At 37.9% G+C, this 15,518-nt stretch carries 17 protein-coding genes; 1 reads left to right on the forward strand and 16 read right to left on the reverse strand.

The genetic code is table 11. The features are described 5' to 3' along the window. Window positions 1–43: 43 nt before the first annotated feature. The 15 genes from E0946_RS00690 to E0946_RS00760 all read right to left on the reverse strand — a co-directional run bounded on the left by E0946_RS00690 (window position 44) and on the right by E0946_RS00760 (window position 13,606). Entirely contained in the window at window positions 44–607 is a 564-nt protein-coding gene (locus E0946_RS00690) for a nitroreductase family protein (protein ID WP_133200544.1), read from the reverse strand. Continuing rightward, window positions 598–1,116: a nucleotidyltransferase family protein gene (locus E0946_RS00695; protein WP_133200545.1), complete on the reverse strand. Its 519-nt coding sequence runs from the start codon at window positions 1,114–1,116 to the stop codon at window positions 598–600. The genes E0946_RS00690 and E0946_RS00695 overlap by 10 nt, the downstream gene beginning before the upstream one ends. Next, complete coding sequence (locus tag E0946_RS00700) at window positions 1,103–2,551, reverse strand: pyridoxal-phosphate dependent enzyme (protein WP_133200546.1); 1,449 nt, start codon at window positions 2,549–2,551, stop codon at window positions 1,103–1,105. Before E0946_RS00700 ends, E0946_RS00695 begins: the two co-directional genes overlap by 14 nt. Then, window positions 2,551–3,735 (reverse strand): knotted carbamoyltransferase YgeW, encoded by a 1,185-nt coding sequence (gene ygeW, locus E0946_RS00705; RefSeq protein ID WP_133200547.1) that lies wholly within the window; start codon window positions 3,733–3,735, stop codon window positions 2,551–2,553. Before ygeW ends, E0946_RS00700 begins: the two co-directional genes overlap by 1 nt. Window positions 3,736–3,761: 26 nt before the next feature. Beyond that, complete coding sequence (locus tag E0946_RS00710) at window positions 3,762–4,220, reverse strand: (2Fe-2S)-binding protein (protein ID WP_133200548.1); 459 nt, start codon at window positions 4,218–4,220, stop codon at window positions 3,762–3,764. Next, complete coding sequence (locus E0946_RS00715; RefSeq protein ID WP_133200549.1) at window positions 4,217–6,451, reverse strand: xanthine dehydrogenase family protein molybdopterin-binding subunit; 2,235 nt, start codon at window positions 6,449–6,451, stop codon at window positions 4,217–4,219. The genes E0946_RS00710 and E0946_RS00715 overlap by 4 nt, the downstream gene beginning before the upstream one ends. 10 nt (window positions 6,452–6,461) lie before the next feature. After that, the gene (locus E0946_RS00720) at window positions 6,462–7,439 is read right to left on the reverse strand and encodes a dihydroorotase (RefSeq protein WP_133200550.1); all 978 of its coding nucleotides are present in this window, start codon (window positions 7,437–7,439) and stop codon (window positions 6,462–6,464) included. Next, a complete protein-coding gene (gene thrC / locus E0946_RS00725) occupies window positions 7,423–8,580 on the reverse strand; it encodes a threonine synthase (protein WP_133200551.1) in 1,158 nt (385 codons plus the stop codon). The genes E0946_RS00720 and thrC overlap by 17 nt, the downstream gene beginning before the upstream one ends. Then, window positions 8,577–9,770, reverse strand: coding sequence for a YgeY family selenium metabolism-linked hydrolase (locus E0946_RS00730; protein WP_133200552.1), 1,194 nt, complete (start codon window positions 9,768–9,770; stop codon window positions 8,577–8,579). Before E0946_RS00730 ends, thrC begins: the two co-directional genes overlap by 4 nt. A 9-nt stretch (window positions 9,771–9,779) precedes the next feature. After that, on the reverse strand, window positions 9,780–11,108 hold the full coding sequence (ssnA, locus tag E0946_RS00735; RefSeq protein WP_133200553.1) for a putative aminohydrolase SsnA: 1,329 nt from the start codon (window positions 11,106–11,108) through the stop codon (window positions 9,780–9,782). Window positions 11,109–11,276: 168 nt separating this feature from the next. Beyond that, window positions 11,277–11,948 (reverse strand): tRNA (adenosine(37)-N6)-threonylcarbamoyltransferase complex dimerization subunit type 1 TsaB, encoded by a 672-nt coding sequence (gene tsaB / locus E0946_RS00740; RefSeq protein ID WP_133200554.1) that lies wholly within the window; start codon window positions 11,946–11,948, stop codon window positions 11,277–11,279. Window positions 11,949–11,952: 4 nt separating this feature from the next. Continuing rightward, the gene (locus E0946_RS00745) at window positions 11,953–12,399 is read right to left on the reverse strand and encodes a ferritin family protein (protein WP_133200555.1); all 447 of its coding nucleotides are present in this window, start codon (window positions 12,397–12,399) and stop codon (window positions 11,953–11,955) included. 58 nt (window positions 12,400–12,457) lie between these two features. After that, on the reverse strand, window positions 12,458–12,598 hold the full coding sequence (locus E0946_RS00750; protein ID WP_133200556.1) for a rubredoxin: 141 nt from the start codon (window positions 12,596–12,598) through the stop codon (window positions 12,458–12,460). Window positions 12,599–12,609: 11 nt separating this feature from the next. Continuing rightward, window positions 12,610–13,200 (reverse strand): rubrerythrin, encoded by a 591-nt coding sequence (gene rbr, locus E0946_RS00755; RefSeq protein WP_133200557.1) that lies wholly within the window; start codon window positions 13,198–13,200, stop codon window positions 12,610–12,612. A 28-nt stretch (window positions 13,201–13,228) separates the two neighbouring features. Beyond that, window positions 13,229–13,606, reverse strand: a complete 378-nt coding sequence (locus E0946_RS00760) for a desulfoferrodoxin (RefSeq protein ID WP_133200558.1) — start codon at window positions 13,604–13,606, stop codon at window positions 13,229–13,231. 307 nt (window positions 13,607–13,913) lie between these two features. On the opposite strand from E0946_RS00760, the gene E0946_RS00765 reads away from it, so the two are divergent. Next, window positions 13,914–14,747 (forward strand): hypothetical protein, encoded by an 834-nt coding sequence (locus E0946_RS00765; protein ID WP_133200559.1) that lies wholly within the window; start codon window positions 13,914–13,916, stop codon window positions 14,745–14,747. Window positions 14,748–14,749: 2 nt separating this feature from the next. Here E0946_RS00765 and E0946_RS00770 read toward each other — a convergent pair whose 3' ends face one another. Further along, on the reverse strand, window positions 14,750–15,517 hold the full coding sequence (locus tag E0946_RS00770; protein WP_133200560.1) for a DUF4339 domain-containing protein: 768 nt from the start codon (window positions 15,515–15,517) through the stop codon (window positions 14,750–14,752). Window position 15,518 lies beyond the last annotated feature (1 nt).

Here is a 15,518-nt window from a genome sequence, read left to right on the forward strand (position 1 = left end):
ATAAATAAAGAGGGGTTTGTCAAATAAAAAAAGCGATTAAACCTCAGCTTGATCTTTTATGATAATAGGTGACAATCTTGTCCAGGGGTAAACGGTTCTTGCTTTTGGGGAAAACGCTTAAAGCCTGAGTGTAGAGAGTTTTCTTTTCTGCAGGATAGCCTAGGGGAAGTAAAGCTACAATCCTCCAGGAATCAGGTAATTGGAGATATTTTTTCAGAGTTTTTTCACTAAATGCAGCAATCCAGCAACTTCCAATGCCATAGCTCCAGGCAGTTAAAACCATCTGCTGGACCGAGATAGCAGTATCCACCAGATAGTAGTCTTGATGATTTATCCGAACATTGTAATTAGTATCAGCACAGGCAACAATTAGACAGGGAGCTTTACGAATAAAGATATTGGATAAGCCAATCAAACCGCAACGCAAGGATAACTCTTTTATATCATCATTGGAAGTAAAGACAATATAACGCCAGGGTTGACGATTTCGTGCAGAAGGTGCTAATCTTCCTGCTTCCAGAATCTGTTCAAGAATTTCTTCAGGAATGGGATCAGGAAGATAATCCCGTACACTATGACGAGTTGCAATCAATTCCATTAAGTCCATAATAGGTTCTCAGGACGGTTAATATTAAGCAGAATCCCTTTATCTTCAACTGGAAAGTCAATAATCCCTTTTGCTTGAGTGCGAATAATAGAAGCAAGACCCTCTTCATTATCATCCATAAAAAGGTCTAAAGAGGAAGGGATAAGAACAGGATGTCCAGTTTTTCCGTTGCAAGAAGGACGAATTACCATTTCTGGAAAGTGATGAAAAGTAGAGCATAAAGCATTTATCGTAGAAGGTTGCACAAAAGGATGGTCAATAGGGAAAATGAGAAATCCCGAAAAGCGGTAAGGATTTAATTGTTTTAATGCACAACGCAAGGTAGATAACATATCATTCGTATTGAAATCTTTTGCTAAGTATATATTATTAATTCCCGCTTCTTTCAGGGTATTTATGATACAATCAGTAAAAGTTTTACCATTTAACAAAGCTTTATGTTTGGGTTGACCAAATCTTTTACCTTTTCCGGAAGCCGGTATAAGGGCAAGTATATCAGAGAAGGGCATTAAACTCCTCTATTGCATTATCCAGTTGTTCCAGATTATCTTCAAAAGTTTCTTGCCAGTATGCAGGATCCCATTGCTGGAGAATTTCCTGATAGGTTTTTCCTTGCTGTTCTATCCAGGTATAGTATTTTAAATTATGAATGCGCTTTTTATCCCAATAGCGAAGCTCAAGGAAATAATCAATCTGTTGCGACATAATTGTACCTTCCCAATCCAGAGCTGCCTGTCTTTCAGAATATTCTCCTTTAAGATTACGCTGCTCTATAAGTCTGGATTGATACAATTCCGCAGAATCGGTAAAGACAGTAAAAATGATATCATCTTTCCCCAACTCAAAATATTTACATAATTTTATAGAAGCCAGAAGATTGGCGATAGAAGAAATTCCTAAAAGAGGCAGTTTTTGGACTATATCTTCTGGAATACCTTCTTTTATCAGAAATTCTTGTCCTGAGGGTTCATTGAACAAACGGAAAAGACGGAGACAATCTTCATCCCGTATAGCAGCAACAGCATCAGTGTTCCGGACATTATGCACCCAGGGTATGTGTTTATCTCCTATACCTTCAATACGATGGCCACCAAAACCATTAAAAAGGAGAGTGGGACATTCCAGAGCTTCGGCGGCTATAGTTTTCATCAAAGGGAAATGTTTTTTCAAATAATCTCCGGCAGCAATAGTTCCTGCGGAACCAGTAGCACTAACAAAACCACTAAAATTACTATGTTCATCTTTTACTATATCCCATACTTCTTTAATAGCATTTCCAGTGACATGATAGTGCCAGAAAGGATTACCGAATTCCTCAAATTGATTGAGAATAACATAACGAGGATCTTTTCGTAATTCAGCACAAAGGTCATAAATCTCTTTAACATTAGATTCACAACCGGGTGTAGCATAAACCTCAGCTCCAATTTGGCGTAACCATTCAAAGCACTCTTGACTCATTTCTTCGGGCAAAATTGCTACTGCTGGACAGGCTAAAAGAGCGCAATCAAAAGCACCACCGCGACAATAATTACCTGTTGAGGGCCAGACTGCTTTTTGCGTTTCCGGGTCAAAAGTTCCACTAACAAGCCGTGGTACTAAACAACCATAGGCAGCTCCGACCTTATGTGCACCAATAGGAAAGTATTTTCCCACCATCCCAATAATTCGGGCTGGAACTCCGGTTAGAGAAGAAGGAAGTTCAAAAAAGTTAGGTTTTCCAAAAAGACCTGTTTTAATGTCATTTTTCCAGGTTATACGAAACAGATTCAGAGGATTGATGTCCCATAAACCTATATTTGATAATTGATTCTTGATGTTATTGGGAATAGTTTCAGGATTAATCTGTTGTTTAATAGTAGGGAGGATAATTCCTCGTTCTTTACAGCGTTTAGCATTTTTCAAAATGATATTGTAATTCTTTTCAGTGATTAATTTAGGCATTACTGCTCCAGTGTATTTAAAGATTTTAAGTGGGATAGAGGATTTTTTATTTTAGAAAGAAATATCATAGCAGCGATGACAAAGGGTTTATATCCTGCTTCTTGATAAGTGTGAATACGATAGCGTTCAAAGACAGATTTTGCTACTTCGCCTTTGGGACAACTTACACCTGAAATATCGGCAGGAAGACAATGTTCATAGAGTGCATTGCCATTGCGAGTAAGTTTCATCATTTCCTCGGTGCATTCCCAGTCTTGATGTCTGGCATTTTCTGCTAAGCATTGTTTTTCCAATGCCTGCAATGCCTGAAGATTTCCTTCTTTTAATAATCTTGTTCTTTCTTGCATAACCGTCATAGGTGCCCAGGATTTTGGATAGACCACATCAGCATCAGTAAAAGCATCTGTCATAGAATGAGTGATACGGAAGGAACCGCCACTTTGCTCAGCAAAAGCTTGTGCGCTATTTACAGTTTCAGGCAGCAAGTCATAGCCTTCTGGATAGGCTAAGACTACTTCCATACCGAAGCGAGACATAAGATTGATTATACCTTGAGGAACAGAAAGTGGTTTTCCGTAAGAAGGAGAATATGCCCAGCTCATAGCTATCTTTTTACCTTTCAGCTGATTGAGGTCTCCAAAATAACTTTTCAACTTTAAAAGGTCAGCCAAACATTGAGTGGGATGGTCTAAATCGCTCTGAAGATTAAGAATCATAGGACGCTGAGCCAGAACTCTATTTTGGAATCCATCGTTAACTGCTTCGGCAACTTCCAGCATATAGGAGTGTCCTTCTCCGGGATACATATCATCACGAATACCTATAACCTCAGTGAGAAACGAAATCATATTAGCTGTTTCTCTAACAGTTTCTCCATGCGCAATCTGAGATTTTACCTCATCCAATTCTGCTAAAGCTAAACCGAGAGCATTAACAGCAGAAGCAAAACTGAAACGAGTGCGAGTGCTATTATCACGAAAGATAGAGACGGCTAAACCATAGTCAAAGATACGGAAGGGTTTCTTTTCCCAGTGCAAACTCTGCAGTATTTCTGCTACAGCCATAATGGCTTTCAAATTATCCAGACTATTTTCCCAGGTGAGCAGAAAATCTTTTCCATAAAGCTCTGGCTGTAGTTTTTCCAATTCTAAAAGTCTTGACTTAATTATTTCTTTTTTATCCATTTCATTCCTCAAATGCTTTTTTAAATTTAGTTGGAGGAAAGTCTGTCAGCGGCAAGCATTACAGCATCAATAATCTGTTGATAACCGGTACAACGACAAAGATTTCCCCTAATAGCCAGTCGCACTTCTTGCCTGGTTGGATGTGGATTTTTATTAAGTAACGCATAAGCAGTTAAGACCATACCAGGCGTGCAAAATCCACATTGAATAGCACCTGCATCAATGAATGCTTGTTGAACAGGATGTAAAGTTCCATCTGGTAAGGCGATACCTTCTATAGTGATAATATTGCAGTTCTCAACATCTTTCAATTTCAGACGGCAAGAAAGTTTTGGTTCTCCATCAATCAGGACAGTACAAGAACCACAAACTCCAATATCGCAACCTATTTTAGTACCTGTGAGAGAAAGGTCTTCTCTCAACCAGAGAGAAAGTTTTCTTTCCAGGTCATAATCATAGTAGTTGAAACCATTAACCGTAATCATATTTTTATCCTTATAGGCAAAGAATGATATCGTTTACCGGTAGCGTGATAAATAGCATTAGCTATAGCAGGAGCCATAATTTCATTAGCAGGTTCACCGATACCTTTAGCTCCGGAAGGTGAGATAGGGTCTGGATTTTCTATAAAGATAGCTTTCATTTCCGGTAAATTTATGCTTCTTGGCGGATGATAATTATGGAAATTAGTAGGAACAACTAAGCCATTTTCACAGGGACAATTTTCAAACAGAGCATAACCCGCACCCATAGCCATACCACCGTAGTATTGTCCTTTTAAAGCATAAGGATTTATCACTTTACCAATATCGTGTGCCGCAATCATATTCAGCAGTTCCACTGCACCTGTTTGTGAATCAACTTTTAATTCCACTGCCTGACATCCATACACCCAGGTAAAATAGGCATTTCCCTGCCCAGTTTCTTCATTCCAGGAAATTTGTGGAGGCTGGAAAACTCCAAAGGCATAAGGATAGACTTGATTATCATAACAGAGCTTTATTGCTTCATCCCAGGACATAATAAGATTATCTGAAGAGTCAAGTAGTTTAGAATCTTTAAAATAAGCAACAGATTTACCCGTAATCTTCTGTATAGTTTCGGTGATAATCTGTTTTAAAATTATTGAGGCATTAATTACTGCTCCTCCACCCATAATAGTTCCACGAGATGCTACGGTTGAGCCTCCATCAGGAATATTAGATGTGGAAGGCATACGATAACGGATTCGTTCTAAGGGAAGTCCCAGTTGTTCTGAAGCAATTAAAATCATAGCTGATTCAGCGCCCTGTCCATTTTCAAATACACTTGTTTCTAATAGGACTGAACCATCAGGTTGAACATATAAAATCGCAGAATTCACATCAGTTCCTTCAGCACCAAGACTTACACCCCGATAGCTGATAGCCAGTCCAATACCATACCATTCCTTTTGATTGAGATTGCCCAAAGAACAGAGTTTACGTTTATTTTCATAATCGCTTTCTTTCAATACTGCATCCAGCACTTGAGTTAGAGAAACTATATGATTATCCAGCACCTGACCAGTTATAGTAGTGGAACCCTGTTTAACTATATTTTTACGACGGAAAGTTATTTCGTCCATTCCCAGCTTTTCTGCTGCTATTTCTACCAGTTGTTCTATAGCAAAATTTATTTGAGGGGAACCAAAACCACGCATAGCACCACAGAATACATTATTAGTATAGACTCCATAGACATCAGTTTCCACATTGGAGACCTCATAACATCCACAACTTTGAACCGTTGAACGCCAGGTGACCCAGGGAGTAACACTACAATAAGCACCACCATCTGCCACAATGCGTGCTTTGACGGAAAGGATTTGACCTTCTTTATTTAGTCCCATTCTATATTGCATCTTATAAGGATGGCGTTTGTAGCTTTCCCTCATACTCCATTCCCGGGAATAGGTTATTTTAACCGGTTTTTTAAGAATCCAAGCACAGAGCGCTGCACGTGCACAAACCAATGCAGCCGTATCATCTTTTCCACCAAAACCACCACCACAGGTTAAAGGTTTAACTTCCACATCCTTTAGCTCTACTCCTAAAGTGGAGGCAACGAAACGACGAGTTGAAAAAGGATGTTGCATACTGCCAAAGACTTCCATAACTCCATCCGATCTTAAATGACATATAGCTGATTCTGGTTCTAAATAGGAATGTTCAACTCTGGAAGTGGAAAATTCTTCTTCAATTATGAGGTCGGCTTCTTTTTCTGCTGTGGCTACATCTCCACGACGGACCCGATGATAATTGGTGAGATTGGAACAGTGAAACGGGTGAAGAATCTCAGCATCTGGTTTCATCGCTTCTTCAGGGTCTAAAATAGGTTTTAAGGGCTGAAGTTCTATTTTGATAAAAGGAACAGCGGTTATTGCTTGTTCGCGTGTCTGGGCTACAATTAAAGCTAAAACATCCCCCGTGGAATTGATATCTTCATCTACCAGAACAGGATAATCCTTTATTATCTGTCCGTAACGGATGTTTCCTGGAATATCTTTAGCGGTGATAATAGCAACCACACCTGACTGTTTTAAGGCAGCAGAACCATCAAGAGAGATGAGTTTTGCACGAGGCATTTCACTATAGACAGGGACAGCATATAACATATCGTGTAATTTCAGGTCATCAGTATAAATAGCCTGACCGGTGACTTTTGCATAAGCATCATTTCTAAAAGCTTTTTCCATATTTATACCCTTAAAAGCAAGACATTAAAGTCTTCGGTTTATGGATGGTCATTTCATCCAGACTCGCTTGAGAGATAATTCCTGGCTCTACAAAGTTGTTGAACATACTGGAATAAAGAGTTTCCAAACCAGGGATTCCACAAGGTACCAGTTCAAGATTATCTTTAAAGCGGTCTTTATCTTCAAGTTTAAATGGACAATGGTCACTGGCTAAAATATCAAAATATCCATCTTGCAGAAGTTCTACTAAGAGTCCCCGAGATTCTTCACTTCTGAATGGTGGTGTGCAAAGCCAGCGATGAGCATTTATACCAGACAATCTATTTTCATTATATATTAAATAATGAGGTGCTGTTTCACAGGTTATAAAAGGATACTCTTTCTTTGCTTCATTAACCAGGATGGCAGCTTTAGGTGAAGAGATATGAACTATATGTATAGGATGAGTATGTTTTATAGCTAAGTTCAAGATTTTTTCTACGGCAACTATTTCTGCCAGTTCAGGTCTCCTGAGAGTATGGTCTTGAGGGGTGCGAAAAGGATGCTCTGCAGAAGCTTGAGTTATAATCTGGTCATCTTCACAATGCACTAACATTCTGGTTTTAATATCCGATAGTTCTACCATCCAGTGTTCTATTTGTTCATAAGAGCAGTACAATCCAGATTCACGATAGGTGGTATAGAATTTTAAGTCCCATCCTTCTTGCAGAAGCGGAAATAATTCATCAGTTTTTGTATGAACTGGAGTTAAGTGCCAGTGTACTTTTCCTTTAAAATTAAGTTTGGCTTTTTCTTGCATCTTTCTAAGTTTTACCGTTAGAGAAAGGTCCGACTCTTCCGTCACGAATGTTCCAATTCCAGCAATACCATTAAGTTCAGCCATTCTATCCAGATCAGGAAAATCATCCCGCAATTCATATCCGCTTATTTTTTCGCCGATATGGACATGAAAGTCGCAGATTCCTGCAGGTTTATAATCTAACGGCATTGATATCCTTTAAGCCAGTTCCTGTAATGAGCAGAACAATCTTATCTTCCGGTTTAATCCATTTTTGGGTTAAAGCCTTTTTCAATCCTGAGAAAACTGCTGCAGAGGAAGGTTCAGCAAAGATTCCCGTCATTTGTGCCAGATATTTTTGGTCAGAGAGTATTTCCTCATCGGAAACACGAACTGATTTTCCTTGAGTTTGATATAGAGCATTAACTGCCCAGTGTGCATTAGCTGGAGTTTTAACTGAGATAGAATCAGCTATAGTGTAAGGATGATTGGCATTATGATAGGAGCCTGTTTCCCAGTAAGAAGTAATAGCATCAGAACTTTCTGCTTGAACGGAAAGAAGTTTAGGTAATTTCTCTATTATACCAGCAGATTTTAAATCTTTAAAAGCTTTATAGATACCTCCCAGAATAACACCATCACCAACCGGTATAATAATCCAATCTGGAACATCGTTTAATTGAAGAAATATCTCAATTCCAGCAGATTTTTTCCCCTCTATAGTTAAAGGATTGAAAGCGGTATTCCTATTTAAACAATCATTATTAGCAGAATAAGCCAGCGCAGAATTGAAGGCATCATCATAGGTGCCAGATACAGTATAGAGTTTTGCTTTATGCACTTTAATCTGAATGAGCTTTGCCTCAGGAATACTTTTGGGGACAAATATTATAGCTTCTTTTCCTGCAGCTGCACAGATAGAGGCAAGTGAGGAAGCTGCATTTCCTGTGGAAGCACAAACAATTTTATCTATTCCCAATCTAATAGCATCTGCGACTACTAATTGAGAAGCACGGTCTTTTAAAGAACCACTGGGATTCAGAGCATCGTTTTTGATAAATAAATTAGGTAGATTTAAGTTTTTGTTAAGTCTTTCAGGTCTAAAAAGGGGTGTGTTACCAACCGGAAGGGAGGGATAGAATTTTTCTTCAAGAACACTGAACAATCCAGGATAAGGTTGTTTATCCCATTCTTGTTTAATCGCTGGATAATCAAAGAGGGCTTCTAAAACTCCGATTAGAGGTTCACCACCTATCCACTTTTTGCTACATTGAGGGCAAAGATAGTGAACTTCGTCCAATTCATATTCATTACCACAATTGGTACAGCGCCAGTTCTGAAAGAAACTCATTGATTTAAAGCATAGATTAACGCAGCATAAAAAGCTGCGGCTTCGGTTAGATGGATTACAGGCGTCGCTTCATTAGGGGCATGAGCATAAACTTCATTGCCAGGACCCAGACCAATACAGGGTATATGATGCATTCCTGCAATAGCAACGCCATTGGTAGAAAAGGTCCATTTATCAATTACAGGTTTTCGTCCTAAAGTCTGGCTATAAGCTCTTTCAGCAATTTTAAGATAGGGGGAATCCGCAGGAGTGACCCAGGTGGGATAATATTTTTCAGTGGGATAGACCAATCCAGTATATGAAGGTTCATTATAGGTTAAAACCTGAATCCGGGCATCTGATTCTCCAGCTAAATGACAGGCTTCTTTAACTTCTTCCACTGCTATTTCTTTGTTTTCACCCTGAGTTAGTCTGCGGTCTAAATGCAGATATGCACTATCGGGAATAGCACATTGTGAAGGTCCACTAAAATGCACTTCTGTGGCTGCAATAGTGCCCTTTCCCAGAAAGTCATCATAGCGTAAATGTTCATTAAGCTTCTCTATTTCAAGAGCAATACGACTAATTTTATAAATAGCATTAACGCCTCTTTCTGGAGCTGAAGCATGACAGGAACGACCTTGGACAAAAACCTGCATTTCCATCCTGCCACGATGTCCACGATAGATATTCATATTAGTAGGTTCCGTGAGGACTACCAATTCAGGCACTATTTTATCTTCTCTTATGATATACTGCCAGCAAAGTCCATCGCAATCTTCTTCCATAACTGTGCCCGTAAAATAAATACTAAACTTTGAATTTAGATTTAACTCTTTTATAATACGAGCAGCAGTAAGCATTGAAGCCATTCCACCTTCCTGGTCAACAGCTCCTCTTCCCCAAATCATCCCTTCTTTTACCTGAGGTTCAAAAGGGTTAAAATCCCATAAGGAAAGGTCTCCAGGATAGACAGTATCTATATGAGCATCAAAGGCAATTATATTTTTTCCACTACCTATTTTTCCTATGACATTTCCCAGAGGGTCTATAAAAGCTTCATCAAATCCAGCTTTCTTCATTTCTTGCAGGATATATTCAGCCAATTCCTTTTCCTTAGTGGAAAAAGCTGGTATGCGTATCATATCTGTTAGATAACGAATGCTTTCAGCTTCATATTCTCTGGCTTTTTCTAAAATCTCGTGATACATTTATCTTCCTTAAAATCTTTCCCATAAAGCTTTAGCAAGTTCACGGCCTCTTTTCCGCACTTCATTTTCATCCACAGATAACAGCAATTGACCATTCCACATCAAAATCTCTCCCGCACAGATAGTTGTATTTACATTAGCTTGAGAGATGCCATTAACTATATGTCCAATCCAATTCTCTTCATTTAGTGGAGTATGTGGTTCATAATCTATCAGAATAATATCGGCAGGAGCTCCTTCAGCTATGAAACCAAAATTATCTCCCCAATATTTTTGAGCTATTATAGGATTATTCAAAAGTAAGGTCTTAGTCATTTCTTCAAAACCTGCGGAAGGATTATTCTGTTTTATATGTTGTGCCCAGATTCCAACTCTCAGTTCTTCCAGCATATTAGTAGTCATAGCGTCTGTTCCTAAACCCACAGTGATACCTAATTCATTCATTTTGCATATATCTGCTATTCCGACGGCATTATTAAGATTGGATTGAGGATTGGTAATAATTGCTGCGCCTGCTTCTTCTATCAACATCATTTCTCTGGCATTTAGATGAACGCCATGTGCCAGAAGACTATGGCAATTCAGGAGGTCAAAATCACAGAGTCTTTCAATCACTCTTTGTCCATAGTGCTGAATATTAAAGAGTTCATCATATTCGCCTTCAGCTATATGAATGTGAATACCACAGTTGAGTTTATCCACCCAATCTGCTATATCTTTCAGAGAATCATCAGAGAGAGTAAAAGCTGCATGCATTCCAAAAAGTCCTTTAAGCCTGGGATTTTGTTCCTGAGAGACTTGTTGCAACCAGGTCACATTTTCCAGAATACCTTCTTCGCACTTATCAATACCATCTCTATCGGAAACTTCATAGCAAAGAGATGCACGAATTCCACTTTCCTGGATGGCTTTAGCAATTTGAGATAAAGAACCTTTTATAAAACCAGGGCTGGAATGATGGTCAAAAATAGTAGTGCAGCCATTTCTAATGGCATTCATTGCAGAAATTAACGCACTGATATAGATATCTTCTGCAGTCAGTTGTTTATCTAAACGCCACCACAGGTTTTCCAGCACTCCCAGAAAATCTTTAGCTGGAGATGCTTTGGTTAAACCAGTTACTAAAGTGCTATAAAAATGATGATGGGCATTAATTAATCCTGGCATAACAATTTTTCCCCGGGCATCCAGCTTTTCATAAGGCAAAGATTCTATCTCTGTATCTTTCAGAATTTGGCTAATTTTACCATCTTCTACCAGTAAGGAATAACCTTCTAGTAAGGGGAGTTCAGGATTAAAGGTCAAAATTATTCCGCCATAAATTAGATAGGGTTGCATTTTTTTAGTCCCTTGATTTTATTTTTATTTAATAAAAAAATATCTTCTATTTTCTGTCAATCAGAAAAGCATCATATTCCCACCGTAATAATTGAATATAATGCACTATGGATAAAGAAGCTGCTATATCCTTATATAAAATTTAGGAGATTTTAATATCAGATTATCTTAGTTTTTGTGTTTTTGAATTTGAGCGTTATATTCTCTCAGGTACTTAGGTTCCAGATTGGCAATATAATCCAGATTGTAAATTTCTGGTTGAGGAAAGATTTCTTTTAGCAAAAACAATCCAGCTGCACTAATAGGTAAATACGGAACTGAGATAAAAGGTACATTTTTTTCCTGGGAAAGCAGCTCTAAGGAGTTTATTCCTCTTTCCATAAGATAACAATCTCTAAGTTCCCAGGATAGTATATGTTCCAGAGTGCATACCTGTGGAGGGTATATTTCTTCCAGATTTTCATTGTAAAGGGCAGCATATACCTCTTGCATTTTAGCATCAAGTAACACCAGAATATCCTTTCCACAATGATATCGCTGAAGAGCATAGAGCTGGAGACTGCTATAGGTCAAAATTGGTATTTTTAAAGCATAGGCTATACCTTTAGCCGTAGCAAGCCCAATTCTTAGTCCTGTAAAGGAGCCGGGTCCGCTGGTGACTAAAACCGTCTTGATATCAGCTGGTTTGTAGCCACAAAATTTCATAGCTGTGTCAATCTGAGGCATTAAAGTCTCGCTATGAGTAATTCGGATATCAAAACAGGCAGACCAGATGGTTTTTCCCTTATCCCATAAAGCGATGGAACCAGAAGATTGAGAAGTATCAAGAGCTAATTTCAAAACGCTAATTACCCTGCTTTAACCACTCATCGTATAAAGTTTCAAACCATAGTTTGTGTTTTGCCTCTTCAGAAGCAAGTTTACGGAAGAGGTTACCTATTTGTTCATCAGCGAATCTAACACTGAGTTCAGAGTAAAGACGCAATGAAATTTCTTCGCGTTTCATAGCCATAACCAGCAAATTTGGATAGTTGAGGTCAAGCTTTTCTATATCGTCAGTTAGATATTCAGATATATGTAGGTTGGGCACTTTATCAATATTAAAATCGTTAGTATAGCGAATGTTTTGAAGAGTAGATTTATGAGCTTTTTCCATTGCTTCCAATTCTTTTAGCATTTCTATCTGACCCTGAAATTTAGTTTCTTTCTGAAGGTCTTGATAAAACTTAATAGATTCCTCTTCACGAGCGATAGCAAAATCAATTATTTCTTGAAATTCTTGAGCAGTCATTTTTTTCCTTATATAGGAAAGCCTGCATCAAGCAGGCTTTCCTCTTGGTTAGTGTTTATTAGTCTATCGGTTCAAACATATCTTTGCCGACTCCACATTCCGGGCAAGTCCAGTCATCTGGAAGTTGCTCAAATGGAATATCATCATTTTCGGCAGGATCATAGATATAACCGCAGGCTATGCATTGATATTTTTGCATAGTATCCTCCCTCAGTAATTTTCACAAAGGACTTCAAAATAGGATTGTGGATGCTGACAACAGGGACAAGTTACTGGAGCTTCTGTGCCTTCATGTATATAGCCACAGTTGTTGCATTTCCAGTAGACCTTCTCGTTTCTTTTGAACACCATTTGGTTTTTCACATTCTCATATAATTTACGATAGCGTTTCTCATGCTGTTGTTCCACTTTCATCACCTGGCGCCAGGTATTAGCTATATCAGTATAACCTTCTTCTTCAGCGATATCAGCAAATAGAGGATAGAGCTCACTCCATTCTTCCTTTTCTCCATTTGCCGCATAGAGAAGATTTTTAAGAGTGCTATCGGGAGACCAACCTATAGGATAAGATGCCATAATATTTCTGGCTTCTCCTTCCAATCCATTAGCTATTAGATGTTTGATAAAGAGTTTGGCATGTTCTTTCTCATTATCTGCAGTTTCATTGAAGATATTTCTAATCTGAATAAATCCTTCCTTTTCTGCAACCCGTGCTGCATATTGATAACGCAAACGAGCTTGTGCTTCTCCAGCAAATGATTTCATTAGATTATCAGCTGTACGACTATCTTTAAATGCCATTTTTATTCCTCCTTCTATTTTTTAATGATTAAGCTTTCCATAATCCGTGGATATTACAGTATTCACGAACACCTATAACCTTTTCAGCTTTCACACAAAAGGTTGCTTCAGGAGCATCTCCTGGTTTGAGTTCACGACGTAAGACCTTCTTTTCGGTAAGAACTTCAATCATTGTGATATAATGTTTCTCTTCCATAGGATGAGGTACTGAACCTACGGTTACTTTTACCTTATCACCCAAATCAATCAAGACGGGAACATGCTTTTCCGTTGCAGCATCTACAGTATTACCTACCAGTAATTCCATTGGTTTACCACAGCAGACTAATTCTCCTCCTCCAACATAGGTAACTTCTACAACATTGCCACAAACAGTGCAATGATAAAGCTGACGTAATTCAATCATTTTTCAACTCCTTATCAATATATTTATTTTCTTATGCGATTCTTTTGCTTTTTTTGTCAATATAAATTTCACTTTATGACACATATTTAATTTTATTGTATTCCTGAAGTTACAAAATCCACTTTTCAGGATTTACATAAAATAACACTGACTATAATTATAATAATTCTATCTGCCGAAAAAGAAACTCTTTTTTAAAAGATTTTTGTTTAGATTAGAAATTCAGTGTCAAAAATATTTTCCTTGCCAAAAAATCGATTATTCTTTTAGTAGGAAAAGATAAGCTAATTGTAATGAGGATTCTAAATTGAAGAAAAAAATGTTACCTCTCTTAATCATAATGTTATTCCTGTTAGTTGGCTGTGTGGAGTACAATGAAGAAATGTGGCTAAATCCTGATGGTTCAGGAAAAGTCTCTTTGCGTTTAGTCCATCGTTCCAACTATGCCAATACACAGGAGATAATGAGAAAATCTGAATTACCGGGAATTCATCTTATTAGTTCCCAGGTGCAGAAAAATGGACCTTTTATGGTCTATAAGGTAACTTTCAAGTTTGATAATATAGAATCCTTCAATAGAATAAGCGAAGAACCTACTCCTGTAGATTTTTTGGGACAGATATCTGTAAATAAAAATAGTGAAGGACATCTCGTCTATAAACGTAGAATTTCTTTAGGTGGTTCTGAAATACTGGAACCTGGAACGGAAAGTGATTCTATTGATATCAATTTACTTTCTGACCCTGATGATATTCTGGCAAGCATCTATAAAAAGCAACAGAAAGATTATCCTAAATGGAATTATACAATTCATCTACCCTGGAAAATAATCTCTGCCAGTACTACTGCTGATAAAATAGATTATAAGAATAAAACGGTTAGCTGGGAATTTGACACGGAACAAATGTGGAATAAGTCAGAATTAATGACCGTGGAAATGAAAAAAGGAATAAGTTGGATAGTTTGGGTCATAATTGCACTGGCAGTTCTGCTTTTGGCGTTCTTTATTAACTGGTTAATTAAGATAAGACATCGCTCTCATCTTCAGGAAGCCATTGAACATAATCAACGACCAGAAAATCAGCAATCTCCGCCTACTATGAATCTTGAGGAAAGTGGAGAAGAAAAGGATTTAGAATAAAACTAAAATAATGCAGGTATCCAGAGGATTAGCACATAAATCCAGGTTAAAATACCCAGAATAATTGTCCCATAATGACCAAAAGTATGAGCAGATAATTTCTTATTAAACCGCATATTGGCAATATTAATATAATTTTGTATGGGCATAATACAGCAAAGAGACAAAGTTAAGGCAACAAAAGAGACAAAAATACTAACTAAGAAAGGGATGCGGGTCAGATAGTTAATAATTCCGCTGGCAAAGATAAATAAAGTTAGCAGGGCTAAAATCCAGATTATTCCATTAACAGTGAAATCTCGCTCTTCTTTTTGAACCCGTAATTCTTTATCATTGCTTATGTGCTGAAAGATTCTAATGACACCGAGTGGATTGATTAAATCCAGCCAGAAGGCTTTGGCACTACTATTTTTACGAAAGTAATGTAAGAAACGCCAGTTCATATACAGCCAGTAGAGTTCATACCAGCCAAAAGTGACAATACTTAAGGTTATTAAGCGAGTTGTGGGGATATGAAAGAATAGGGGAATAGATTCATCACTTTCGCCGGAAAGAGCAATTTCCTCAGCCCAATCGGATATCTGGATGTCAGATTCATAAAGGAAGTGCATTAATTCAGGGATATCACGTATTTTAATCCAGCGTGGAGAACGTGTGTCCATTACCAGGGAATCCAGGCTTAGCACATCCTTTAGAATGAGGTTTAATATCTGTTCACGATTTACGGGACCGAGAGTTTTCCCTTTGTCCGTATAAAAATAGCGAGCCATA

It is taken from the genome of Candidatus Syntrophosphaera thermopropionivorans (assembly GCF_004353895.1).
GTDB classification, from domain to species: Bacteria; Cloacimonadota; Cloacimonadia; order Cloacimonadales; family Cloacimonadaceae; genus Syntrophosphaera; species Syntrophosphaera thermopropionivorans.